Source organism: Roseburia sp. TF10-5 (assembly GCF_003462365.1).
Lineage (GTDB): Bacteria > Bacillota > Clostridia > Lachnospirales > Lachnospiraceae > Roseburia > Roseburia faecis.
Genome location: NZ_QTYW01000005.1, coordinates 203,079 through 227,990, shown reverse-complemented (window position 1 = coordinate 227,990; position 24,912 = coordinate 203,079). Strand labels below are relative to the sequence as shown.

Below are 24,912 nucleotides of genomic sequence, written 5' to 3'. Positions count from 1 at the left end.
TAACAACAAAAAATACCGTATTTATGCGGTGTTTGGCGTTTCGCAAACGCCTAGCATACACAAAACAGAAAGGAGTCTGCCATGGATATAACAGGAGTAGGAAACCTATCATGTTTATATAATTATGGAATTTCGGACAGCGATACCAGACATGTCACAGGAAAAGAAAACGGCATCGGAAGCGTAGATGAAAATGGGAAACAGAAGGAATGCCAGACCTGTAAAAACCGCAAATATGTCGACGGATCAGATGAAGCAAATGTATCGTTTAAGAGTGCCGCGCATGTTTCCCAAAAAGATTTAAAGGTAACCGATGGGATAAAGGCGCGGGAGGATCATGTGGATATGCAGGTGTAGGCGATGTATGTAGTTTACATTGACTAACGGGTATAACAGCTGTTGCCCTGTATGCACCAGTCAAAGTTGAAAATTGCATAAATGGCAGAAATATGTTACCATAAACATAGACTATTGATAGAAGGTATATGGAGTGGAAGCGATGGAAAAACAGGAATTTTGCATGGAAAAATCTCAGATATTTCAGGAGATGATCAGTCGTATTTCAAAATTATCTCAGGACAGTTATTTAATGGTTACTGATATGCAGCATAATTTAACATTTGTTCCAGAAAGTACTGCAGAATTTCTGGGGATTCCATCGGGATGGTGTGAAGATGGATATAAAATAGTGCTGGAAAAGAGCGTACACCCATATGACTGCCCGGAATATACGGAAGAGATGAAAAAACGTCTGCGGGGGATCAATCTGGAGAACGATCTGTACATCCGTATGGGAAAAGACAAAAAGTATGTGATGACGCAGATTATAACGGATATGATTTTAGAGCAGGGCAAAAACAGATATTTTATTGTTCTGCTTCGGAATCAGAATGTGATTCCGGAAATTGATCCGTTGACGGATCTTTATGGTCAGGTCAAATTTGAAAAAGATATTGTGGATTATATTCAGCAGGGACGAAAAGTAGCTGTTTTGGAAATTGAAATTGATCATATGAATGATATCAATATATTGTACGGAACAAATTACAGCGACCGGATTCAAAAGGTTCTTGCATACCGGTTTATTTACATGATGGATGCAGATAAAGCAGTTTATCGTATGGGAAATTCCAATTACGCATTTATTTTGAGGGATGCCAGCCGTGAAGAGGCTGCGGCATTTCTGGAGAAGATTCGCGCGCGGCTGGAGGAAAGTGTTGTCTTGGAAAACAACCATTTTGACCTGAAGATATATGCCAGTGGGATAATTCTTGATCATTATGAGGGAGAAATTTCCACGGTACAGAGTAAGCTGGAATATGTTTTAGGAAAAATGCGTACCAGACGGGATCATAAGTTAATGTTCTTTAATGATCTGGTACAGATCAATGGGGACGTGGATCTGGATCTGATGAAGGTAATTCATCAGTCTGTGCTGAACCAATGTGACGGATTTTATGTGGAGTATCAGCCTGTCGTACATGCACAGACAGGAGAGATTGTCGGAGCGGAAGCACTGGTCCGCTGGAAAAAGGAGCCATATGGTATTGTGCCACCGGGAATGTTTATTGACTGGCTGGAAAGCAATCCATGTATGTATGATCTGGGAAATTTTGTTTTGAAACAGGCATTGACGGATGCTGTGGAGTTTCGAAAATCAAATCCGGATTTTTTTATTAATGTCAATATGTCCGCAAAACAGCTGGAAAGGAAAACGTTCTGTGGTGTTGTCATGGCATTGTTGAAAGAAACCGGTTTTCCGGCGGGGCAGTTGTGTCTGGAACTGACAGAGCGGTGTAGAAGCATGCCGGTCAGCGTTATGGAAGAAAAACTGTTGTACCTCAAACAACATGGAGTGAGACTTGCAATGGATGATTACGGTACGGGAAGTGCATCTTCAAGTGTCCTGCTGCAGACCCCGATGGATGAGATAAAGATTGACATGAGTTTTATCCGTGGAATTACGGATAATCAGACCAAACAGGCACTGGTGCGCAGCATGGTTGATTTTGCAAATAAAGCGGATTTAAAGAGCTGCCTGGAAGGGGTAGAGGATGAAAAGCTGCAAAATTATCTGCGTTCCTTTGGAGCCACATGGTTTCAGGGGTATTATTATTCCAGACCGGTTCAGGCAGCTGCAATGCAAAAATTGTTAAACATGGAAAATTGATAATTAGTCGGCGATGAGCAGATCAACGCCGGCTTTTTCATAAATTTCTTTTGTATTTTCGGATAATCCGGAGTCGGTGATTACCAGATTCAGATCATCAATAGAGGCATAGCTGGAGATGGATGAGGTGTCAAATTTGGTGTGGTCAATCAATGCAATTGTTTTAGCAGAAGCCTTGATACACATGCGTTTTAAATCTGCTTCGTAGATACTGAAATCGGTAAGTCCGTTTTCAACGGAGAAGCCGCGTGCAGAGACAAATGCAATGTCCGTATGAATTTTCTGCAGCAGATCCACACCGAGGAGACCTTCAATGGAAGAAGAGGCAGAGGTAACGATTCCGCCGGTCAGGATAACGGTGATCCCGGGGATATCCTTCAGAGCCAGTGCAAGGTCAATGCCGTTTGTAATAACGGTAAGTTCTGTAAAGCCGGTCAGTTTCATGCCAAGTGTATAGGCAGTGGAGCTGGCATCTAAAAAGATGCACATGTGATCTTTTACCATGTGGATGGCATTTGCAGCAATTGCCTCTTTTTCTTTTTTATTTTCCAGTGCACGTTCATGAAAGAAATAGGCTTTTCCGGTAAGTTCTTTATTGTCTGCGGAGTTATCGTGGTAGAGTGCGCCTCCATGTGTTTTGGTCAGAAGTTTTTCTTTATCCATCTGGTTTAAATCGGTACGGATGGTTGTGGTGGAAACTCCAAGCATTTCACTGAGTTCATTTGTGGTTGCTTTTCGGTTTTGTTTCAAATATTCCAATATAAGTTTCTGACGTTCTAATTGCAGCATGATGATTTTTTATACTCCTTTATATTTACGAAAACACAGATTTCGAAAGTTTATATATAGGATACTATACATCGGAATTGCATTTTTTGCCAGTGAAAAGTGAAAACAAAAAAAATTGCAAAGAAGTGGATGAAAATCAGCAGCTGTGGTATGATAAGAAAAAAGCATAAGGAGGGGTTTTTATGCTAAAAGAGTGGGAAAAATCCGAAAAACCATCGGAGGAGGAAATTAAGGCACGGCTGGAAGCGGTAAAAGAGAAACTGGCACGGCAGCAGCTTTTGATTAAAGAAAAAAAAGTACCGGTTCTTGTTGTGCTTGAAGGCTGGGGAACGGCCGGAAAAGGTTATGCAATCGGCCAGATCATCCAGAATATTGATCCGCGTTTCTTTAAGGTGGTATCGATGCAGAAAAAGACGGAGGATGACAAGAGAAAACCGTTTTTGTACCGGCATTTTGCCAAAATTCCGGAAGCCGGACAGTTTGTATTTCTGGATACGGCATGGATGGATGAGATTACGGAGGAGCGTCTGCACGGAACCATTTCCGAGGATGTATATGCCAATCGGATTGAAAGTGTCCGCCGGTTTGAACGGCAGCTTACAGACAATGGCTATCTGGTCATGAAATTCTTTCTGCATATTTCAAAAAAGGAACAGTCACGGCGTATTGCACAGCTGGAGCATCAGAAGGACACAACATGGCGTGTCAGCAAAAAAGATCTGTGGCAGAATGAACATTATGAGAAATGTATGGATGTATTTTCCGGATATCTGAAAAATACAAATATGCCATCCGCACCCTGGTATATCATTGATGCAAAGTCCAGAAAATGGACAGAAGTACAGATTCTTGAGACGCTTACCCAGGGGATTGAGATTGCTCTGAGCAATCACCAGATGGCGGTTCCGCTTCTGCAGAATGTATTTCCGTTGAAAAAAATGCCGCTTCTTTGTGACATTCCATTGGACAAGTGTATGGAGGAGGATGTCTATAAAAAGGAATTAAAGCAGCTTCAGCAGAGACTTGGAGAACTGCACAATCGTCTGTATCGTAAGAAAGTGCCGGTCATCATTGCCTATGAAGGGTGGGATGCAGCCGGAAAAGGCGGAAATATCAAGCGGATTACGGGAGCACTTGATCCGCGTGGATATGAGGTTCATCCGATTGCAAGTCCCGAGCCGCATGAGAAAGCAAGACATTATCTGTGGCGTTTCTGGACAAGGCTTCCGCGTACCGGGCATATTGCAATCTTTGACCGAACGTGGTATGGGCGTGTGATGGTCGAACGTCTGGAAGGGTTTTGCAGCGAGAATGACTGGATGCGTGCGTACAATGAAATTAATGAGTTTGAGAAGGAACTGCACGACTGGGGAGCTGTGATCATCAAATTCTGGGTGCAGATCGACAAAGATACGCAGCTTGCCCGTTTTACCGATCGGCAGAATACGCCCGAAAAGCAATGGAAGATTACAGAGGAAGACTGGCGCAACCGTGATAAGTGGGATGCGTATGAGGGGGCAGTCAATGAGATGATTCAAAAGACGAGCACTACCTATGCACCGTGGCATATCTTAGAATCCGTAGATAAAAAATATGCACGGATCAAAGCATTAAGGATCGTGATTGCTGAACTGGAAAAAGTGTTAGACTGACTGGAAAAATAAAAAAGGAATACCCCGGCAAACGGAATTTCCGTTGCCGGGGTATTTTTGCGACTTATGATGAAACATCGCAGAATTATGAATTTGTTTTTTTCAGGTTTTTCTGTGCTGTAGAAAGCATCAGCTTGATACGGTTGAGCTGGTTAACTTCCGATGCACCCGGATCATAATCGATTGCAACGATATTTGCGCCCGGATATTCGTGACGAATTTCCTTAATGACACCTTTACCGACGATATGGTTTGGCAGGCAGGCAAATGGCTGCGCACAGACGATGTTGGTTGCTCCCTGTGCAATCAGTTCAAGCATTTCTCCAGTTAAGAACCAGCCTTCGCCGGTCTGGTTACCGCAGGAGACGATATGCTCTGCCTGTTTTGCCAGATCCTGAATATATGCAGTTGGCTCAAAATGTTTACTCTTTGCAAGTTCATCCCTTGCATCCTTGCGCAGCCACTCAAAGAAGCGGATGAGCATATTGTTGATGCGCTTGGATTTTGCGGTAGCTCCAAGATAATCCGCCTTGAAATTCTGATTGTAGCAGCAGTACAGTAAGAAATCGGTCAGATCCGGTACGACTGCCTCAGCGCCTTCGGATTCGAGCAGGTCTACAATATAGTTGTTGGCAGCCGGAAGGAACTTGACAAGGATCTCTCCAACCACACCGACACGCGGCTTTTTCTCATCCGTCATTGGCAGATTGTCAAAGTCGCGGATGATCTGACGGCACATTTTGCGATATTTACGGTGGGACAGAATCTTGGTGTTGCCAACAAAGTCAATGACACGTTTTTTCCATTTTTCGTGTAATGCGTTGGCAGATCCCGGTACCTTTTCGTATGGGCGCACACGGTAGAGACAGCGCATGAAGATGTCTCCGAATTCCAGAGCGTACAGACCATGCTGGATCAGGCTTGGTGTGAGTTTAAATCCCGGATTTTTCTCCAGACCGACCATGTTGATGGAGATGACCGGAATGTCCGGGTGGCCGGCTTTGGTCAGTGCACGGCGGATAAATCCAATGTAGTTGGTCGCACGACAGCCACCACCGGTCTGTGAGATCAGGATTGCTGTTTTGCTCAGGTCATATTTGCCGGACATTACCGCACTCATAATCTGTCCGATGACAATCAGGGACGGATAACATGCATCGTTATTTACAAACTTTAAACCGACATCGACACATTCTCTGGCCGGAACATCCGGGATGACCAGATTGTAGCCTGCGGCACGGAATGCCGGAACGAGAAGTTCAAAATGGATCGGTGACATCTGTGGACAGATGATGGTGTAATCTTTACGCATTTCCTCGGTAAAGATAACGCGCTCGTAATTTGCCGGCTTGATTTCGCGTTTTTCATGTTTTTTCTCTTTGACACGAATTGCAGCCAGAAGCGAACGGATACGGATACGGGCAGCACCGAGGTTGTTGACTTCATCAATCTTTAAGCATGTATAAATTTTTCCGGAATTGGTCAGAATATCGCTGACACAGTCGGTTGTTACGGCATCCAGTCCGCAGCCGAAGGAGTTCAGCTGGATGAGGTCCAGATCATCCCTGGTCTTAACGTAGTTTGCGGCGGAGTACAGCCGGCTGTGGTACATCCACTGATCCATGACAATAAGCGGGCGTTCCAAATTCCCCAGATGGGAAATGGAATCTTCTGTCAGTACACACATACCGTAGGAAGTAATCATTTCCGGAATACCGTGATTGATTTCCGGATCAACATGGTATGGACGACCGGCCAGCACGATACCGCGGCGATGGTGTTCTTCCATATATTTCAATACTTCTTCGCCCTTCTTTTGCATCTCCAGACGGGTCATGGCAAGTTCTTTCCATCCTTCGGATACGGCATCACGTACTTCGGCTTCCGGAATATGGAATTCTTTCTTAAAACAGTCTACGAGCTGTTTGGAAAGGACTTCTTCGTTTGTAAACGCCATGAACGGGTTTAAGAACCGCATCTGTCCACTCGTAATTTCCTCAACATTGTTTTTAATGTTTTCGGAATAAGAAGTTACGATCGGGCAGTTGTAGTGGTTGTTTGCATCCGGAAACTCGTTGCGCTCGTAAGGAATCGCCGGATAGAAAATAAAATCTACATTCTGGTGGATCAGCCAGGAAATATGACCGTGCGCCAGTTTCGCCGGGTAGCATTCGGATTCGCTTGGAATAGAATCAATGCCGAGTTCGTAGATTTTTCGTGTGGACTGCGGAGAGAGAACCACACGGAAACCGAGCTTCTTAAAGAACGTTGCCCAGAACGGATAGTTTTCATACATGTTCAGTACACGCGGAAGTCCAACGGTCCCGCGGGTTGCTTCGGCTTCTGACAGAGGTTCATAAGCAAAAATACGTTTGTTCTTATATTCGAAGAGGTTTGGAATATTCTCTTTGTTTTTTTCTTTTCCAAGTCCGCGCTCACAGCGGTTTCCGGTAATATACTGACGGTTGTCTGAAAACTTATTGATCGTCAGCAGACAGTGGTTTGTACATCCCTGGCAGCGTGCAAGCTTGGTAGTGTAGGACAGTTTATTGATCTGTTCAATGGACAGCATCGTCGTCTGATAGCCGGCTTCGTGACGTTCACGGGCAATCAGTGCGGCACCGAAAGCACCCATGATTCCGGCAATGTCCGGACGGGTTGCGTGGACACCGGCAATTTTTTCAAAACTGCGCAGAACGGCGTCATTGTAGAAAGTACCACCCTGAACAACAATATTTTCTCCCAGATCTTTGGCATCGGACAGTTTGATCACCTTAAATAATGCGTTTTTGATTACAGAGTAGGCAAGTCCGGCAGAGATATCGGCAACGGAGGCGCCTTCCTTTTGTGCCTGTTTTACCTTTGAGTTCATAAATACGGTACAGCGGGTACCAAGATCAATCGGATGTTTGGCAAACAGTGCTTCTTTGGCGAAATCCTGCACCGTGAAGTTTAAGGATTTTGCAAAAGTTTCAATGAAAGAACCGCAGCCGGAAGAACATGCTTCGTTTAACTGAACCGAATCTACGGTCTGGTTCTTGATCTTGATGCATTTCATGTCCTGACCGCCGATGTCTAAAATACAGTCAACTTTTGGATCAAAGAAAGCGGCGGCATAGTAATGGGCGACGGTTTCTACCTCGCCGTCATCAAGCATCAATGCAGCTTTCAAAAGAGCTTCCCCGTATCCGGTGGAGCAGGAGTGTACAATGTGCGCACTCTCCGGAAGCAGACGGTAAATTTCCTGAATGGAACGGATGGCAGTTGCAAGCGGGCTTCCGTTATTGTTGTCATAGAATGAATACAGAAGTTTTCCGTCCTCGCTGACAAGTGCGATCTTTGTTGTCGTGGAACCTGCGTCAATACCGAGATAGCAGTTTCCGGAATAGTTTTTCAGGTCACCGGTTTCTACATGATTGTTTCCGTGCCGGCTGGTAAAAGCATCGTAATCTTCCTGGCTGGCAAACAGCGGGTCCAGACGGGCAACTTCAAACTCCAGCTTAATGCCGGTGGAAAGACGCTGCTGCAGAGATCCTAAAGTGGTCTCTACGTCTTTCTTATAATTTAATGCGGAACCGATCGCTGCAAACAGATGCGAATTTTCCGGTGTAATTGCGTGCTCATCATCGAGATTTAACGTGCGGATAAACGCTGCTTTCAGTTCGGATAAAAAGTGCAGAGGACCACCGAGAAATGCCACATGTCCGCGGATCGGTTTACCACAGGCAAGTCCACTGATTGTCTGATTGACAACCGCCTGGAAAATAGAGGCAGACAGATCTTCGCGAGTTGCACCCTCATTGATGAGCGGCTGGATATCTGTCTTGGCAAATACACCACAGCGCGCTGCAATCGGATAGATTGCTTTATAATTTTTGGCATATTCATTTAATCCGGAAGCATCGGTCTGGATCAGGGATGCCATCTGATCAATGAACGAACCTGTACCGCCGGCACAGATACCGTTCATACGCTGTTCGACATTACCGCCTTCAAAATAGATGATCTTGGCATCTTCTCCGCCGAGCTCGATTGCAACATCGGTCTGTGGCGCATAATGAGTGAGAGCAGTGGATACTGCAATAACCTCCTGCGTAAACGGAACCTCCAGATGCTTTGCAAGGGTCAGTCCGCCTGATCCGGTAATAACAGGAGAAACAGAAAGATCCCCCAATTCGTTGGATGCTTTGGCAATTAAGGACGCCAGTGTCTCCTGAATATTTGCAAAATGACGCTCGTAATCGGAAAACAGGATGTTGTCCTGTGAGTCGAGGATTGCAATTTTGACGGTGGTGGAACCAATATCAATTCCAAGTTTATGTAACTGCTTGTCACTCATAAATGTAACCTCCATGTGTAAGTAACTAAACTTATTATAAATAAGTATGATTTCAAAACAAAACCTAAAACATTATACGACAAGAATTGACAAAAGACAACGACTGAAAACATAAAGATTTTATAAAATGTTGGAAAGAACGTGCCGCTGCGTTGACAAGAGGGATTTGAAAACCGTATAATTGGTTGACAGAAAGGTCAGAAGTGACCGTAACCATACATACACTATTCTATGTAGACAGGAGACAGATTTATGAACTGGATGGATAAACTGGAACGCAAATGGGGACGACATGCGGTCGCCAATCTGAGCAGATATTTTGTACTTGCGCAGGTGATTGGATACGTGGTACAGCTGACGGCACCCGGACTCATGAGTTATATGAATTTTGATATGGGCAGTATTCTGCACGGACAGATCTGGAGAGTTGTGACATGGATTTTTACACCGACGGCATCGCTGGATGTTTTTGGAATCTTATTTCTGTTCTGTGTGCTTATGTGGGGCAGTTCGCTGGAATCCATGCTTGGAACATTCCGCATGAATGTATTTTTGTGGGGAAGTGTGATTTTGTGTGACATTGTGGGCGCGATCGTATATGTTGTTACGCGGATTCTGCTGGGATATGGTTTTTCTCCGTATCTGTCCACGTATTATATTCTGATGTCCATGCTGCTGGCGCTGGCCATGTGCATGCCGGAGGGAGAGGTACGCCTGTATTTTGTCCTTCCGATCAGGATGAAATGGATGTTAATTTTTGAACTGGTATATCTGGGATATCAGGTGGTTCGTATATTCTCGATCGGAATTGCAAGTTATGGAACCGGAATGGGAATTCTCGTGGGTGTTTTAAACTGCGTACAGATAGTGGTTCCGGTACTCAATATGTTCTGGTTTTTCCATGCAATGAAGACCCGTTTGTCCGGAAAACAAAAGAAACGCCAGAAAGAATTCCGGGCACAGTTCAGTCAGCCTCGTCCGGGGTCCGGCATTGCACGTCACAAATGTGCCATCTGTGGAAGAACCGAGCTGACAAATCCGGAATTACAGTTCCGTTATTGCAGCAAATGCGTGGGAAATCGTGAATACTGTCAGGATCATCTGTTTACCCACCAGCATGTAAAATAAAATTTAGTGAGTGGAAAAGAAAAAAATCATGAAGAAAAAGTTTTTAAGTGTTTTGCTTATCGTTGCGGTTCTGATAGGAATGGCAGGTGTCAGCGGAACACAGACAGAATCAGGAGAACAGAAAGCAGACAAAGAACAAAAGCAGCAGGAAAACGAACAGACTGCGGAAACGAAAGTGGAAATTCCACCGGAAAATGAGGAAGAACAAAAGGGATGGATCGGTGTTATCTTAAACGGAGATGAGACAGAAGCCTATACACTGGCACATATTGACGGAATCCGGGCGGCAGCAGAAAATGTCAGTCTTCCGGAGCAGGATATCATCTGGAAAGAGCGTGTCGGTGCGAATGATGGCTGCAAAAGTGCGGTAAAGGATCTTATCAGACAGGGATGTGAGATTATTATTGCAAACAGCGCCATCTATGAAGAAGCAATAAAAAGTGAAGCAGAAAAGAATCCGGAAGTTGATTTTGTAGTTATCAACGATTCAAAGACACAGAGTACGGTAACGGAAGACGGAACAGAACTCACAAATCTTTACAATGTACATATGGATACCTACGAAGCTTCTTATGTGGCAGGAGTCACGGCCGGAATGAAAGTAGCAAAGCTGAAGGAAAAGAAAAAGATTCCCGCAAAGAGTTTTGACGAAAAGAAAAATGTAAAACTGGGATATGTGGCGGCAGAGGCAAACGATGATGCACATGCAGATATTAATGCCTATTACCTGGGAGTAAAGGCCGTCTGTAAAAAGGTTGTTTTACAGGTAGAATACATAGATGCCTGGAATAACAGTGATGCGGAGGCAACCGCGGCCGGAGATCTGATCCGGAGCGGGTGTGTGGTTCTTGCATCTAATACCGATCTGGATGCTGTTATGCAGATGGCTGAAAATGCAAAAGAAAGCGGAAAATGCGTATACGCGGTTGGAAGAAACTCTGATATGCGTCAGATGGCAGGAAAGGCCGCGCTGACTTCGGTTGTCAGTGTGTGGTCGGTTTATTATACAGAGCTGTTTGATGCAAAGCTGAATGGCCGCTATATGGAACAGAACTGGAATGGCGGATATGCACAGGGAGCGGTTACAATTTCTACACTGGGAAAAAGTGCATCATCCGGAACCGGTGACAGAGTGAAAAAAACGGAAGAAAAAATAAAAAACGGGAAGAAACAGATTGCATATTTTTCAACACGTGCGCTGGACGGAATTCTGGAATCCGAAAAAGGACAGGAGCAATAGCGTACACAGGCGCGTTCCGGTTGACAAATATCGGGAATATCCTTATAATTATTCTTATTTGAGGAGTGCTGGAGGAATAGACATATGGAAAATGAAGCGGTTTCCAAGAATTTTATTGAACAGATTATTGAAAAGGATCTGGCAGAGGGACATTGTGAGACGGTAAAAACCCGTTTTCCACCGGAGCCAAACGGATATCTGCATATCGGACATGCAAAGTCCATTCTTTTAAATTCAGGGTTAGCAAAAAAGTACGGAGGAGAATTCAATCTCCGTTTTGATGATACAAATCCGACAAAAGAGAAACTTGAGTTTGTAGAGTCTATTAAGGAAGACGTAAAATGGCTTGGAGCAGATTGGGGAGATCGCCTCTTCTTTGCATCAAATTACTTCGATCAGATGTATGAAGCAGCGATTAAACTGATTAAAAAGGGAAAAGCATATGTATCCGATCTGTCTGCAGACGAAATCCGTGAGTATCGCGGTACTCTGACAGAGCCGGGAAAAGAAGACCCATATGCCAAAAGAAGCGTAGAGGAAAATCTTGCGCTGTTTGAAGAAATGAAGGAAGGAAAATGTGAGGATGGAAGTCGTGTACTTCGTGCACGGATTGATATGACTTCTTCCAATATCAATATGAGAGATCCGATCCTTTATCGTGTGGCACATATGACACATCACAATACCGGGGACAAGTGGTGCATTTATCCGATGTACGATTTTGCACATCCGATTGAGGATGCAATCGAGGGAATAACCCATTCCATCTGTACTCTGGAGTTCGAGGATCACAGACCGTTGTATGACTGGGTTGTGACAGAACTTGGATATAAGACCAGTCCGGAAGGGACTCCGAAGCAGATCGAGTTTGCAAAACTGTATCTGACAAATGTTGTAACCGGAAAACGTTATATCAAGCGTCTGGTTGAGGAGAAGATTGTAGATGGATGGGATGATCCACGTCTGGTTTCCATTGCAGCGCTGCGCCGCAGAGGATATACACCGGAATCCATTCAGAAATTTATCGAACTTGGAGGTATTTCCAAGGCAAACAGTTCTACGGATTATGCAATGCTTGAGTACTGCATCCGTGAGGATCTGAAGATGAAACGTCCACGTATGATGGCAGTTTTAGATCCGGTAAAGGTTGTCATTGACAATTATCCGCAGGGTCAGACGGAGGAACTTCTGGTGGACAATAATCTGGAAAATCCGGAACTCGGAAAGAGAACCGTTCCGTTTACCAGGGAAATTTATATTGAACGGGATGATTTTATGGAAGAACCGCCGAAGAAATATTTCCGTATGTTCCCGGGAAATGAAGTACGTCTCATGAATGCATATTTCGTGAAATGTGTCGGATTTGAAAAGGATGAGAGCGGGAAAGTTACGGTTATCCACTGCACATATGACCCGGCATCAAAAGGCGGAAACAGCCCGGATGGAAGAAAAGTAAAGGGAACCATTCACTGGGTATCGGCAGAACACGGAAAGAAAGTAACGGTTCGCTTATATGAGAACCTCATTAATGAAGAACTTGGCGTATATAATGAAGACGGAAGTCTGAATCTGAATCCGAATTCCCTGACTGTCCTGACAGAGAGCATTGTAGAGCCGGCATTGTTAGAGGCAAAACCATATGAGAGTTTTCAGTTTGTAAGAGAAGGATTTTTCTGCGCAGATTATAAGGATTCAAAGCCGGGAGCGCCTGTATTTAACAGAATTGTTTCTTTGAAGAGTTCTTTTAAGCTGCCGAAAAAATAAAGAATAGACAAAAAGAGGCGTAGAATGAATTTATTATCGGGATTGGAAAAATTTGGTCTGGATCAGATGGATACAGACCACCTCTTTGAAGAGGAAAAAAGTGATACACCTGCACGGAAAGCACCGGAACCGGTGCCAAAAAAAGAACCGGTTCACAGCGAAACTGAGTTCTTACTGGATAAATCCATCCGTTGTCCGGTATGTGATAATGTTTTCCGTACAAGAATGGTAAAAACTGGACGGGTAAAGCGCATGGAACCGGATTTTGATCTACGTCCGCGTTTTCAGTACATTGATACAAATAAATATGATGTATCGTCCTGCCCACAGTGCGGATATACGGCGATGAACCGCTATTTTACCCATTTGTCTACCGGTCAGGTCAAGATGATTGAAGAAGGGGTATGCCATAAGTTCAAAGGGCAGAAGCAGCCAAAAGAAGAACCGATGGAGCCGTATTCTTACGAAAAAGCCATTGAGCGGTATAAATTGGCTTTATATAATACACTGGTGAAAAAGGGAAAGAACAGTGAAAAGGCATATGAGTGCCTAAAGATATCCTGGCTGTACCGCGGCTGGATTGAGGAGCTTTCCAAGGCAAAAAAGAAAGATGAAAAAACACTTGCCGAATGCCGGAAAGAAGAAGCCACGTATTATGAACAGGCATATGAGGGATTTTTAAAAGCGATTGCATCCGAAAATTTCCCAATGTGCGGAATGGAAGAAAGTACCGTAAACCTGTTGATGGCGAATATAGCTTATAAACTTGGAAAGGTGGACATTGCATCCAGATTCATTTCCATGATTCTGACTTCACAGGCAGCTTCCCGTGTGGCAAAAGACCGAGCGATGCTTTTAAAAGAAGAGATTATTGCAAAACTGCACGGCAAAGGATAATCTATGGCTGGAAAATTTTATGCGGTAAAAAAGGGAAAAGTTCCGGGAATTTATACCTCATGGGATGCATGTAAAAGTATGGTGCATGGATTTCCGGGAGCTGTCTATAAAGGGTTTGCGACACGCGCAGAAGCGGAACAGTTTCTGGAAGAAAAAAAAGAGGAACAAAATGAACCGGAAAATTATGCGTTTGTCGACGGTTCGTTTAACAGTGCTACTTCCGTCTATGGATATGGCGGATTTCTCGTGACAAAGGGAGAACGTCACGTGATCAGCGGAAGCGGCAATGATCCCCAGATGGCATCGATGCGCAATGTGGCAGGAGAGGTGTTAGGCAGCATGGCTGCAGTAAAAGAAGCTGTTGCCATGGGACTTACCGACTTAACCATTTATTATGACTATATGGGAATCGAGATGTGGGCAACCGGAGCCTGGAAGCGGAACAAACAGGGAACGATTGCCTATTATGATTTTATACAGTCCGTGAATGATAAAATTTCCCTTCATTTTGTGAAAGTGAAAGGACATTCCGGGGTAGAAGGAAATGAAGAGGCAGACCGGTTGGCAAGACTTGCTGCCGGGGTAGATTAGACAGACAGGGGTGACAAAGTGAGCGTATTTAATGTAGAACTGAAAAAAGTGGTGGATGACAGTTACGATATTGAGATGGGGTACCATCTGGAGGATCAGCTGGTAGAGGATTTAGAGACCGGTCTTCTGGGAAAAATCAAAAAATTTGCTGTGATCACGGATTCCAATGTACTGGATCTGTATGCAAAACCAATCAGTGAAAAGCTGAGCAAGGCTGGATTTAAAGTGGAACTGTTCGTATTTCCCGCAGGAGAAAAAAGTAAGACCAGACAGACGAAGGCGAAGATTGAAGATGCCATGCTGGAAAAAGGGTTCCGCAGAGATTGTGCTGTGATTGCAATCGGCGGAGGTGTTGTTACGGATCTGGCAGGATTTCTGGCAGGAACATATGGCAGAGGCGTACCGTTTATCAATTATGCGACCACACTTCTGGCTGCTGCAGATGCATCCGTGGGCGGAAAGACTGCCGTTGATACACCGCTTGCAACGAATCTGATTGGACTTTTCAATCAGCCGCGCAAGGTCTACATTGATATTGCCGCATGGAAAACCCTTCCGAAACGTCAGATGGCAAGCGGTATGGCAGAGACCATCAAGCATGCATGTCTGGCGAGCCGTGAAATGTTTGGGTTTATCGAGGAAAACTTGGATGATATTATGAGTTTCCAGAAGTTTGCCTGCGAATATATCGCAGAGAACAACTGCAAGATCAAGTATGATGTTGTTATGAAAGACGAGAGAGAAAGCGGACTGCGCGAAGTCCTGAATTTAGGACACACGGTGGGACGCGCCATTGAAACTGTCAGTGACTACCGGCTCCTGCACGGCGAGGCACTTTCCATCGGAATGGCGGCTATGGTACTGCTTTCGGCACGCCTTGGCTATATGTCAGAGGAAGAGGCAGAGCGTGTGACTAAGCTGTATGAGCGTGTGGGACTTCCGACAAAGATTCCGGATTATATTGACCGCGAAGCTCTGGTTAAGAAGCTTTATACCGACAAAAAGGTGCGTGACGGAAAGTTACGCTTTGTGATCGAAAAAGGCATTGGCGATGTAGTGGAGTTTGCGCCGAATGTGTATGCCAAGCCGATCGAGGAGAGTCTGGCAAGAGAGATTATTATGGAACTGTAAAAGTTATACGAGGACGATGGGCTGTCGGTATTCGTTTGGTAATTCGGTCTGTATTTGCATGGAAGATGTAGTGCGGTACAGATCAGCACAGGCTACATCGTGTAAAAAACGTTTGTATGCAATTCCATGAAGGATAGAAGAAGCATCTGCAACTTTGGTAATCAAAGGAACGGATGCTTCTTTTTTGATGGAGGAAAGAAGCGCAGAGGAATTCCTGCGAAAACCAAGTACCCGCAGATACGGAATACCGTCCGGCTGCCAGAGCGCAGCATAATCGTCCTGCCGGATGTTGAGCAGGATGTGGAGCAGTGCACGGCAGATGCGTGTGTATGTTGTATTTTTGCTTTTTAAGAGATCGGCAAACTGCGAAAAACTTAAAAAATGCTCTAGCTGCTGGACGATTCGATGGGACAGATCCTTGCCACAGTCTGCAAAGTCAGCATAGCCTCCGTCGTACAGTGCCCATAACCGGGTGTAGAGAGCCTGAGAAAAAGCATCCGTGTCCAGAAGAAGGTTCTGCTGTGCCAAAGTGGCAAGGAGGGAGGCGGAAGTATCGGGAAGCATCTGCGAAAGTTCGAAATCAAAGCTGCCTGTACTTATGAACATGGAATGGTTGTGGTTACCGTCATTTTTAGACGGCGCAAGCAGGGCGTTTCTTATGGCAGTTGCAGAGGCATAGGTTACACCTGTTTTTGTGCTATGGTAACCTTCCCCGATACGTTGGACCGGCATACTGGAAAAAGTTCTGTCATGTACGCTGTTTATGGAATTCCAGCGGGCGATTGCTTTTTCGTATTCTAAGGCCAGAATATTGTTCGGAGATGCCAGAAAAGAAGAAACCGCATCAGAAGAAAAGGAAGGCAGCAGGGAGCACAGCGCATGGCTTCGTGCGGCAGGAAACGGATTTCCCTGCTTCATGTCATAAGAAACCAGCATCTGATAGTCCGAAGCATTTTTGGAAAGAACTTCGACAATTGCCTGCATAAGTTCTTTTTCCGGAGTTTCACAGCCATAGCAGAGCGTGTCAACGACGCCTGTTTTTCCGAGAAGCTGTACGCCTCCGGCAGCAAAATATTCCGCGGAAGCGGTCGCCCATACAGCCGGAAGTTCGAGTACCAGATCGGCACCACCGAGAAGTGCCATGCGGGTGCGCGTGTATTTGTCGGCAATGGCAGGAACACCGCGCTGCATAAAATCCCCGCTCATGGCAACGATCACAAAATCTGCTCCTGTAAGGTGGCGTACGGTTTCCATCTGATATTGGTGTCCGTTGTGAAACGGATTGTATTCGGCGATAATTCCTGCTGTTTTCACGTTTGCCTCCTGTTCGGTCGTTTCTTCTGCCTGTTTTTCTGTTAAAATATTAACACAGCTTTTCGAGGATTTCCACTTGTATAAGAAGGAAAATGTGTTTATAATGGAAAAAGATTGTGGATTTCCACAAAATGAATAAGGACAAGGGAGAATTCAAATGAACGTATTAGTAATCAACTGCGGAAGCTCTTCCCTGAAGTACCAGCTGATCAACTCTGATTCAGAAGAGGTACTTGCCAAGGGCTTATGCGAAAGAATCGGAATTGACGGGAGACTGGTTTACCAGAAAGAGGGAATGGATAAGGAGATCACGGAAGCTCCGATGCCAACCCACAAAGAGGCCATTCAGATGGTTCTTGATGCACTGCATAATCCAAAGAGTGGAGCAGTAAAGGATCTGAGCGAAATCGACGCAGTTGGACATCGTGTTGTACACGGTGGAGAGAAGTTTGCAAAGTCGGTGGTACTGACAGAAGAAGTGCTTGCAAAGGTAGAAGAGTGTAATGAACTTGCACCGTTACATAACCCGGCAAACCTGATCGGTATCCGTGCGTGTCAGGATCTTATGCCAAATGTACCGATGGTTGGTGTATTTGATACAGCGTTCCATCAGACAATGCCAAGAAAGGCATTTCTGTACGGACTTCCATATGAATATTATGAGAAATATAAAGTAAGAAGATACGGATTCCACGGAACCAGCCACAGTTTTGTATCCAAAGCATGTGCAGAGTATCTGAAACTGGATCTGAAAAACAGCAAGATTATTGTAGCGCATCTTGGAAACGGAGCATCTGTCAGTGCTGTATTAAATGGAGAATGTGTGGATACTTCCATGGGTCTGACTCCACTGGAGGGACTGGTTATGGGAACCCGTTCCGGAGATATTGATCCGGCAATCATGGAATTTATCGCAAAGAAAGAGAACCTCGACATCGATGGTGTCATGAATGTGTTAAATAAAAAATCCGGTGTTGAAGGATTATCCGGTGTATCCAGTGATTTCCGTGATCTGGAAGCTGCTTATAATGAAGGAAATCCACGCGCCATTGATGCCTGTGAGGTATTTGCTTACCGTGTGGCAAAATACATCGGTGCATATGTTGCAGCAATGAATGGTGTGGATGCGATCGCATTTACTGCAGGTATCGGAGAGAATACTTCTTTCATTCGTGAAAAGATCGTTTCTTATCTGGGATATCTGGGAATCAAGCTTGATAAGAAGACAAACGATGTGCGTGGCGTGGAGGAAATTATTTCCACACCGGATTCAAAAGTTACCGTATGTGTCATTCCGACCAACGAGGAGCTTGCAATCTGTCGTGAGACCGTAGCACTGGTAAAATAAATGTTGATAAATTTGTTGATAATTTGTAAAAATTAGTTGACAAAGCAGGACACCCTATGTATAATTGTTTAGGTGTGAATAGGAGAATAGTGTGAAAATTGATCTTTCAATCATTACAAAATCCATAAACAAGGAATTGACACAGGAGGCGGACATCTCGCTCACTTCCTTTCGTTCCCGCTTGGGAGATTTTCCTATTGTTCGCAAAGCGCCGGTGACATTGCAGATCCGTAATGAGGAGAATGCAGCGGTATTCGTTAAGGGTACGGTTGATATTGATGTGATGATTCCGTGTGCGCGGTGTCTTGAAGAAGTTCGGACGCCGATCCGTTTTGACATAGATAAGAAACTCACTGTTCGGGAAGAGGGACTTGTCGATGAAGAGATGGAGGAACCGGATTACCTGATTGGGTTTGAACTGGATGTAGATAAACTTGTCTACGCCGAGATTTTGGTGAACTGGCCAATGAGAGTTCTGTGCAAGGACGATTGCAAAGGAATTTGTAAAGTCTGCGGGATGAACTTGAATAAGGGAGCCTGCAGTTGCCAGAGAACAGAACTTGATCCAAGAATGGCAGCAATCCAAGATATATTTAACAGGTTTAAGGAGGTGTAAACAAATGTCAATTTGTCCAAAGAATAAATCTTCTAAGGGAAGAAGAGATAAGAGAAGAGCAAACTGGAAAATGTCTGCTCCGACCTTAGTAAAGTGCAGCAAGTGCGGCGAATTAATGATGCCACACCGTGTATGCAAGAACTGCGGATCTTATAACAAAAAAGAGATTATCGCGCAGGACTAATAAGGATAGGTCTTTAAAAATCAAGAGTTGGCGGTTTTGCTGACTCTTGATTTTTTTGTGTCTGAAAGAGCCAATTTATCGTTGATTTATGGAATGATATATAGTATATTTTCTAGTAGATGCATAAGGAGGAACAGACCATGCAGACAATCACGAAAGTAGCTCTTGATGCAATGGGCGGTGATAATGCACCGGCAGAAATTGTTAAGGGAGCAGTTGATGCGGTCTCTTCCCGTGAAGATATCAAAGTTTTTCTGGTTGGACAGGAAGATGTGGTAAGGGAAGAATTGCAGAAGTATCCATATCCGCAGGAGCGTATTGAGGTTGTGGATGCGCCTGAAGTAATTGAGATGGCAGAGCCACCCGTTCAGGCAATTCGAAAGAAAAAACAGTCATCCCTCGTTGTAGGTATGAATATGGTAAAACAAAGAGAAGCGGATGCATTTGTTTCCGCAGGAAGTTCCGGCGCGGTTCTGGTTGGCGGACAGACGATTGTCGGACGTATCCGTGGAATCAAGCGCCCGCCGCTGGCACCGATCATTCCGACAGAGACCGGAATTTCGCTGTTGATTGACTGTGGTGCAAATGTGGATGCACGACCGGAACATTTATTACAGTTTGCAAAGATGGGTTCCATTTATATGGAAAACGTTGTGGGGATCAAGAATCCGAGAGTGGCGATTGTAAATATCGGTGCGGAAGAGGAGAAGGGAAATGCCCTGGTAAAAGAAACATTTCCGCTGTTGAAAGAATGTGAGGATATCAATTTTGTCGGAAGTATCGAGGCAAGAGAGATTCCGCATGGTGGTGCAGATGTCATTGTGTGTGAGGCATTTGTCGGAAATGTCATTTTAAAATTATACGAAGGTCTCAGTTCAACACTGGTCGGTGTGATCAAAGCGGGACTGATGAGCAATTTAAAGAGTAAGATTGGTGCGGCACTGGCATTGCCGTCACTGAAAAAAACATTGAAAGCATTTGATGCGAGCCAGTATGGCGGAGCACCGCTTCTGGGATTGAATGGTCTTGTGGTAAAGACCCATGGAAGTTCCAAGGCAAAGGAAATTACCAATTCCATTTACCAGTGTGTGACATTCCGTGAAGAGAATATTAACGAAATTATCAAAGAAAGAATTGTAGATTCCAAAAATAATGAAGAAGAATAAGAAAGGAAATGAAGTATTATGGAATTCGAAAAATTAAAGAAGATTATTGTGGACGTATTAAACGTGGATGAAAATGAGATTACGATGGATACCACATTCATCGATGATCTGGGAGCGGATTCCCTGGATGTATTCCAGATCATTATGGGACTTGAGGAAGAATTTGATATTGAGATTCCAAACGAGCAGGCAGAAAAGATTGTTACGGTAGGAGATGCGGTAGAACAGATCAAAGCTGCAATGAACGAAAACTAAACACAGATACGAAAGGAGTCCGGTGGCGGACTCCTTTATTTCAGAAAGGGGAAAGAAGTGACAGATATTAAAAAATTTCAGGAAGTGATCGGATATCACTTTCATGATGAGAAATTGCTTCGTCAGGCACTGACGCATAGTTCATTTGCCAATGAGAAGCACTTAAAGAAACATTCGGACAATGAGAGACTGGAGTTTTTGGGCGATGCCGTGCTTGAGATTATTTCCAGTGAATTTTTGTACAAAGAGTATCCGGATAAGCCGGAAGGAGAACTGACAAAACTTCGTGCAAGCATTGTCTGTGAGCCGACACTGGCACTCTGTACCAAGGATATTGCTTTAGGAGAGTATCTTTTACTCGGGAAAGGAGAAGACCAGACCGGAGGAAGAGGTCGCAAATCTATTTTGTCTGATGCACTGGAAGCTGTGATCGGGGCAATTTATTTGGATGGTGGTTTTGCTAATGCAAAAGAGTTTATTCATAAATATATTCTGACAGATATTGAACACAAACAGCTCTTTTATGATAGCAAGACTATCCTGCAGGAGGTTGTGCAGGGAGAACATGAACAGCTTACTTATGTGCTGACTGATGAGTCCGGTCCGGATCATAATAAGAGTTTTACGGTTCGTGCATGTATTGGAGAGCGTGTCATTGGCAGTGGAACCGGACATACCAAAAAAGCAGCGGAACAGGAGGCTGCGTATCAGGCACTTCTGATGCTTAAAAACCAGCAAAGGGGATAGTACATGTATTTAAAAAGTATTGAGGTGCAGGGATTTAAATCATTTGCAAACAAAATTGTATTTGAATTCCACCAGGGAATCACGGGCATTGTAGGACCGAACGGAAGTGGAAAAAGTAACGTTGCGGATGCGGTGCGCTGGGTACTTGGAGAGCAGTCGGTCAAGCAGCTGCGTGGGTCTTCCATGCAGGATGTTATTTTTGCGGGTACGGAGAACCGGAAACCGCTCAGCTATGCGTATGTAGCGATTACACTGGATAATTCCGACCATAAACTGGCAATCGACTATGAGGAAGTCACCGTTGCCAGACGTCTGTATCGTTCCGGAGAGAGTGAATATCTAATCAATGGCAGTCCGTGCCGACTGAAAGAAGTTTCAGAATTGTTTTATGATACCGGTATCGGAAAAGAAGGATATTCGATCATTGGACAGGGACAGATTGACCGGATCTTAAGCGGCAAACCGGAAGAACGGCGTGAACTTTTTGATGAGGCGGCAGGAATAGTAAAATTCAAAAAACGAAAAGCGACTGCACAAAAAAAGTTAGAAAATGAGAGAGACAATCTGGTCCGTGTAAACGATATTTTGTCCGAACTGGAACGCCAGGTGGAACCGTTACAGCTGCAGTCGGAAAAGGCAAAAACCTATTTAAAAAAGAAGAATGAGCTGAAAGATTATGATGTCAACATGTTTCTCATGGAAACAGAGAGAATCGCATCCGAGCAGCGTGAAGTAGAGGAAAAATTCAAAATTGCAGAGGAACAGCTGAAAGAAAGCACGGATGCAAGGGAAAAGATCCGCCAGGAATATGACCGTTTGGGCGAAAGCATCACGGAAATGGACGAAAAGATCAATGCAATCCGGGAAAATATCAGCAATACGTCTGTGATGAAGGAAAAACTCGAAAGCCAGATCCAGATACTGGCAGAGCAGATCCATACGGCAGAGATGACAGATGAACATCTGCAGAGCCGTCTGGATGCCATTGCGCGGGAGCAGAAGGAAAAGGAGGAGGCAAAAGCTTCCTACGAGAAAGAAAAACATTCCGGTGATGAACAGCTTGCACAGGTACGGAAACGACAGGAAGAAGCAGCACAGACACTGGCAGAGATACAGAAACAGATTGCATCCTGTAATGAGGGAATGGAACAGGGGCAGAAAGAATTGTTTGCGCTGTTAAACCGCAGAGCAGATATTCAGGCCAAACAGCAGCGTTCCGATACCATGGTGGAGCAGATCAATATACGAAAAGCAGAGCTTGGAAAGCGTCTGCTGGACAGAAAAACGCAGGAAACGGATCTGGATTCGGTTCTTGCAGACTGTAAAAAAGATCTCGAAGAGGTCAGTGCGCATATCGGTGAACTTTCGGAGCAGGAAAAAGAATTAAGTGCAAAGGAAAAAGAATGGAGAACTAAGGCAAAAGAAAATGACCGTGCATTAGAAGAAAAGCAAAACGAATTTCACAGGCAGCAGTCTCGTCTGGAGTCGCTTAAAAATATTGCGGAGCGCTATGACGGATACGGAAACAGTATCCGCAAAGTGATGGAACAGAAAGAACATAATCCGGGATTACTCGGGGTTGTGTCAGATCTGATTCAGGTGGATAAGAAATATGAGATTGCGATTGAGACCGCTCTGGGTGGAAACATTCAGAATATTGTGACGGAAGATGAAGCAACGGCAAAGAAAATGATTGCATTTCTGAAGCAGAACCGTTTCGGACGTGCAACATTTCTTCCGCTGACCAGTGTAAGCGCAAGAAAAAATCCGAAGAATGAAGCGGCACTGAAGGAGCCCGGAGTTATTGGAATTGCCAGTCAGCTGGTAAAGTGTGAGCAAAAGTATGAGGAAGTGGCGGCGTATCTGCTGGGGCGTGTGCTTGTGGCAGATTCGATTGATCATGCGATTGCACTTGCAAAGAAGAATCATTACAGTTTACATATTGTAACTCTTGAGGGAGAATATTTAAGCCCCGGTGGTTCCATGACGGGTGGAGCATTTAAAAATTCATCCAATCTGCTGGCAAGACGCCGCGAAGTGGAGGAGCTGGAAACGAAAACGAATCGTCTGCTTCAGGAGATTGCGCAGATAAAAAACCGCAGGGAGGATCTTCTTACGGCCATTGAGTTGAATGAGGAAGACCTCGAACAGGTGAAAGAAACCCTGCAGAAAGAATTTATTCGTCAGAATACTGCAAAGATCAATGTGGATCGCGCAATGCAGCAGAAAAATGAGAGTGAAGAAGTATTTTCAAGTCTCATGAAGGAACGGCAGCAGATGGATCAGCAGGTAGAAGAAATCCGTGCAGATCAGACAGGCATTAAGGAGGAACTGGAACATTCCAGACAACGGGAAACGGAAATCCAGCATGCGAATGAAGCGTTTCAGAAGATGCTTGAAGAACAGAAAGAACTGGAAAATAAAGCGGAATCGGAACTTTCCGGAATTCAGCTTGAGGAAGCGAATATCCGGCAGAAAGTAGAATTTGCCCAGACAAACGTGGAACGTATCAATGGAGATCTGGAAAAATTTGAGACGGAAAAGACCGGGCTTCTGGAGAATGCGAAAAATTTCAAAGAAGATGTGGAAAAGAAACAGCACGATATTGCAGAAATCCAAAAGACGATCCTTGCTTCTTCGGATTCCCATGGGCAACTGGAACAGAAACTTCGTGAAAGCGTAGAACAAAAAGAACAGATGTCTGCGGAATACCGGGGATTTTTCCGGAAACAGGAGGAAATTTCCGAGCGGTGTAACGGATTGGATAAAGAAGTGTTCCGTCTGAACAACCAGCGGGAAAAGCTGAATGAATCTGCAGAACAACAGACAAATTATCTGTGGGAAGAATATGAACTGACACCGCATGCGGCAGCAGAATTAAGAAACAGTGAATACGAAGATCCGCTTGCTTTAAAGAAACTGATCGCAGCAGTAAAGGATGAGATCCGGAAGCTGGGAACAGTCAACGTCAATGCCATTGAAGAATACAAAGAAGTTTCGGAACGTTATACGTTCCTGAAAGGGCAGCATGATGATCTGGTTGAGGCAGAGCAGACACTGCTCGGCATCATAGAAGATCTCGACAGCGGCATGAGAAAACAGTTTCTGGAAAAGTTTGCGGAAATCCAGAAAGAATTCAATGCATCATTCAAGCACCTGTTCGGTGGCGGACATGGAGCTTTAGAACTGGTGGAGGATGAGGATATTCTCGAATGTGGCATCCGCATCATCGCGCAGCCGCCGGGAAAGAAGCTGCAGAATATGATGCAGATGTCCGGTGGTGAGAAAGCACTGACGGCGATTGCACTGCTGTTTGCGATTCAGGCACTGAAACCTTCACCGTTTTGTCTTCTGGATGAGATTGAAGCAGCACTTGATGATTCTAACGTCTCAAGGTTTGCAAGTTACTTAAATAAGCTGACAAAAAATACACAGTTTATTGTTATTACACACAGGCGTGGTACAATGACAGCAGCGGACCGGTTGTATGGAATTACCATGCAGGAAAAAGGTGTATCGACACTTGTGTCGGTAGATCTGATTGAACATGATTTGAACTGATTGATTATGTAAAAAGAAAG

General features: G+C 44.6%; 19 protein-coding genes. 16 read left to right on the top strand and 3 right to left on the bottom strand.

The genetic code is table 11. The features are described from left to right. The first annotated feature begins 81 nt into the window (after positions 1 to 81). Both DXD06_RS07505 and DXD06_RS07500 read left to right on the top strand, forming a co-directional pair. The gene (locus tag DXD06_RS07505) at positions 82 to 357 is read left to right on the top strand and encodes a hypothetical protein (RefSeq protein ID WP_117831224.1); all 276 of its coding nucleotides are present in this window, start codon (positions 82 to 84) and stop codon (positions 355 to 357) included. 142 nt (positions 358 to 499) lie between these two features. Further along, entirely contained in the window at positions 500 to 2,170 is a 1,671-nt protein-coding gene (locus DXD06_RS07500; RefSeq protein WP_172679153.1) for an EAL domain-containing protein, read from the top strand. A gap of 3 nt (positions 2,171 to 2,173) precedes the next feature. Here the strand turns inward: DXD06_RS07500 and DXD06_RS07495 are convergent, their stop codons facing one another. Continuing rightward, positions 2,174 to 2,959 (bottom strand): DeoR/GlpR family DNA-binding transcription regulator, encoded by a 786-nt coding sequence (locus tag DXD06_RS07495; protein WP_022045074.1) that lies wholly within the window; start codon positions 2,957 to 2,959, stop codon positions 2,174 to 2,176. A 182-nt stretch (positions 2,960 to 3,141) separates the two neighbouring features. Here DXD06_RS07495 and pap point away from each other — a divergent pair, with 182 nt between their 5' ends. After that, entirely contained in the window at positions 3,142 to 4,611 is a 1,470-nt protein-coding gene (pap, locus tag DXD06_RS07490; protein ID WP_117831223.1) for a polyphosphate:AMP phosphotransferase, read from the top strand. Positions 4,612 to 4,696: 85 nt separating this feature from the next. On the opposite strand, the gene DXD06_RS07485 is transcribed toward pap, so the two are convergent. Beyond that, positions 4,697 to 8,950 (bottom strand): 2-hydroxyacyl-CoA dehydratase, encoded by a 4,254-nt coding sequence (locus DXD06_RS07485; protein ID WP_117831222.1) that lies wholly within the window; start codon positions 8,948 to 8,950, stop codon positions 4,697 to 4,699. A gap of 252 nt (positions 8,951 to 9,202) precedes the next feature. Here DXD06_RS07485 and DXD06_RS07480 point away from each other — a divergent pair, with 252 nt between their 5' ends. The 6 genes from DXD06_RS07480 to aroB all read left to right on the top strand — a co-directional run bounded on the left by DXD06_RS07480 (position 9,203) and on the right by aroB (position 15,701). Continuing rightward, complete coding sequence (locus DXD06_RS07480; protein WP_022045077.1) at positions 9,203 to 10,078, top strand: hypothetical protein; 876 nt, start codon at positions 9,203 to 9,205, stop codon at positions 10,076 to 10,078. A 28-nt stretch (positions 10,079 to 10,106) separates the two neighbouring features. Next, a complete protein-coding gene (locus DXD06_RS07475; protein WP_055262158.1) occupies positions 10,107 to 11,318 on the top strand; it encodes a BMP family ABC transporter substrate-binding protein in 1,212 nt (403 codons plus the stop codon). An 84-nt stretch (positions 11,319 to 11,402) separates the two neighbouring features. Continuing rightward, positions 11,403 to 13,082, top strand: a complete 1,680-nt coding sequence (locus DXD06_RS07470; protein ID WP_117831221.1) for a glutamine--tRNA ligase/YqeY domain fusion protein — start codon at positions 11,403 to 11,405, stop codon at positions 13,080 to 13,082. A gap of 24 nt (positions 13,083 to 13,106) precedes the next feature. Continuing rightward, entirely contained in the window at positions 13,107 to 13,979 is an 873-nt protein-coding gene (locus DXD06_RS07465) for a DUF2225 domain-containing protein (protein ID WP_055068454.1), read from the top strand. A gap of 3 nt (positions 13,980 to 13,982) precedes the next feature. Then, the gene (locus DXD06_RS07460) at positions 13,983 to 14,570 is read left to right on the top strand and encodes a ribonuclease H1 domain-containing protein (protein ID WP_117831220.1); all 588 of its coding nucleotides are present in this window, start codon (positions 13,983 to 13,985) and stop codon (positions 14,568 to 14,570) included. An 18-nt stretch (positions 14,571 to 14,588) separates the two neighbouring features. Then, positions 14,589 to 15,701 carry a 3-dehydroquinate synthase gene (gene aroB, locus DXD06_RS07455; protein WP_117831219.1) on the top strand — a complete coding sequence of 371 codons (1,113 nt, stop codon included), beginning with the start codon at positions 14,589 to 14,591 and terminating at the stop codon, positions 15,699 to 15,701. Between the two features lie 3 nt (positions 15,702 to 15,704). On the opposite strand, the gene DXD06_RS07450 is transcribed toward aroB, so the two are convergent. After that, positions 15,705 to 17,015 carry a tRNA(Met) cytidine acetate ligase gene (locus tag DXD06_RS07450; protein WP_158569504.1) on the bottom strand — a complete coding sequence of 437 codons (1,311 nt, stop codon included), beginning with the start codon at positions 17,013 to 17,015 and terminating at the stop codon, positions 15,705 to 15,707. Between the two features lie 157 nt (positions 17,016 to 17,172). On the opposite strand from DXD06_RS07450, the gene DXD06_RS07445 reads away from it, so the two are divergent. From DXD06_RS07445 to smc, 7 genes are all read left to right on the top strand, one after another. Then, on the top strand, positions 17,173 to 18,363 hold the full coding sequence (locus DXD06_RS07445) for an acetate kinase (RefSeq protein ID WP_055068458.1): 1,191 nt from the start codon (positions 17,173 to 17,175) through the stop codon (positions 18,361 to 18,363). A gap of 91 nt (positions 18,364 to 18,454) precedes the next feature. Beyond that, the gene (locus DXD06_RS07440) at positions 18,455 to 18,979 is read left to right on the top strand and encodes a YceD family protein (protein WP_022045085.1); all 525 of its coding nucleotides are present in this window, start codon (positions 18,455 to 18,457) and stop codon (positions 18,977 to 18,979) included. A gap of 4 nt (positions 18,980 to 18,983) precedes the next feature. Beyond that, the gene (gene rpmF / locus DXD06_RS07435) at positions 18,984 to 19,163 is read left to right on the top strand and encodes a 50S ribosomal protein L32 (RefSeq protein WP_022045086.1); all 180 of its coding nucleotides are present in this window, start codon (positions 18,984 to 18,986) and stop codon (positions 19,161 to 19,163) included. Positions 19,164 to 19,303: 140 nt separating this feature from the next. Continuing rightward, a complete protein-coding gene (gene plsX / locus DXD06_RS07430) occupies positions 19,304 to 20,329 on the top strand; it encodes a phosphate acyltransferase PlsX (protein WP_117831217.1) in 1,026 nt (341 codons plus the stop codon). Positions 20,330 to 20,347: 18 nt separating this feature from the next. Beyond that, entirely contained in the window at positions 20,348 to 20,584 is a 237-nt protein-coding gene (acpP, locus tag DXD06_RS07425) for an acyl carrier protein (protein ID WP_022045088.1), read from the top strand. A 57-nt stretch (positions 20,585 to 20,641) separates the two neighbouring features. Further along, positions 20,642 to 21,331 (top strand): ribonuclease III, encoded by a 690-nt coding sequence (rnc, locus tag DXD06_RS07420; RefSeq protein WP_055068459.1) that lies wholly within the window; start codon positions 20,642 to 20,644, stop codon positions 21,329 to 21,331. 3 nt (positions 21,332 to 21,334) lie between these two features. Next, the gene (gene smc, locus DXD06_RS07415; protein WP_117831216.1) at positions 21,335 to 24,892 is read left to right on the top strand and encodes a chromosome segregation protein SMC; all 3,558 of its coding nucleotides are present in this window, start codon (positions 21,335 to 21,337) and stop codon (positions 24,890 to 24,892) included. Positions 24,893 to 24,912: the final 20 nt, after the last annotated feature.

Bases quoted from the DNA above. Each gene is read 5' to 3' on its own strand.
- DXD06_RS07505 (WP_117831224.1), top strand. From the start codon at position 82: ATGGATATAACAGGAGTAGGAAACCTATCATGTTTATATAATTATGGA.
- DXD06_RS07500 (WP_172679153.1), top strand. From the start codon at position 500: ATGGAAAAACAGGAATTTTGCATGGAAAAATCTCAGATATTTCAGGAG.
- DXD06_RS07495 (WP_022045074.1), bottom strand. From the start codon at position 2,959: ATGCTGCAATTAGAACGTCAGAAACTTATATTGGAATATTTGAAACAA.
- pap (WP_117831223.1), top strand. From the start codon at position 3,142: ATGCTAAAAGAGTGGGAAAAATCCGAAAAACCATCGGAGGAGGAAATT.
- DXD06_RS07485 (WP_117831222.1), bottom strand. From the start codon at position 8,950: ATGAGTGACAAGCAGTTACATAAACTTGGAATTGATATTGGTTCCACC.
- DXD06_RS07480 (WP_022045077.1), top strand. From the start codon at position 9,203: ATGAACTGGATGGATAAACTGGAACGCAAATGGGGACGACATGCGGTC.
- DXD06_RS07475 (WP_055262158.1), top strand. From the start codon at position 10,107: ATGAAGAAAAAGTTTTTAAGTGTTTTGCTTATCGTTGCGGTTCTGATA.
- DXD06_RS07470 (WP_117831221.1), top strand. From the start codon at position 11,403: ATGGAAAATGAAGCGGTTTCCAAGAATTTTATTGAACAGATTATTGAA.
- DXD06_RS07465 (WP_055068454.1), top strand. From the start codon at position 13,107: ATGAATTTATTATCGGGATTGGAAAAATTTGGTCTGGATCAGATGGAT.
- DXD06_RS07460 (WP_117831220.1), top strand. From the start codon at position 13,983: ATGGCTGGAAAATTTTATGCGGTAAAAAAGGGAAAAGTTCCGGGAATT.
- DXD06_RS07445 (WP_055068458.1), top strand. From the start codon at position 17,173: ATGAACGTATTAGTAATCAACTGCGGAAGCTCTTCCCTGAAGTACCAG.
- rpmF (WP_022045086.1), top strand. From the start codon at position 18,984: ATGTCAATTTGTCCAAAGAATAAATCTTCTAAGGGAAGAAGAGATAAG.
- plsX (WP_117831217.1), top strand. From the start codon at position 19,304: ATGCAGACAATCACGAAAGTAGCTCTTGATGCAATGGGCGGTGATAAT.
- acpP (WP_022045088.1), top strand. From the start codon at position 20,348: ATGGAATTCGAAAAATTAAAGAAGATTATTGTGGACGTATTAAACGTG.
- smc (WP_117831216.1), top strand. From the start codon at position 21,335: ATGTATTTAAAAAGTATTGAGGTGCAGGGATTTAAATCATTTGCAAAC.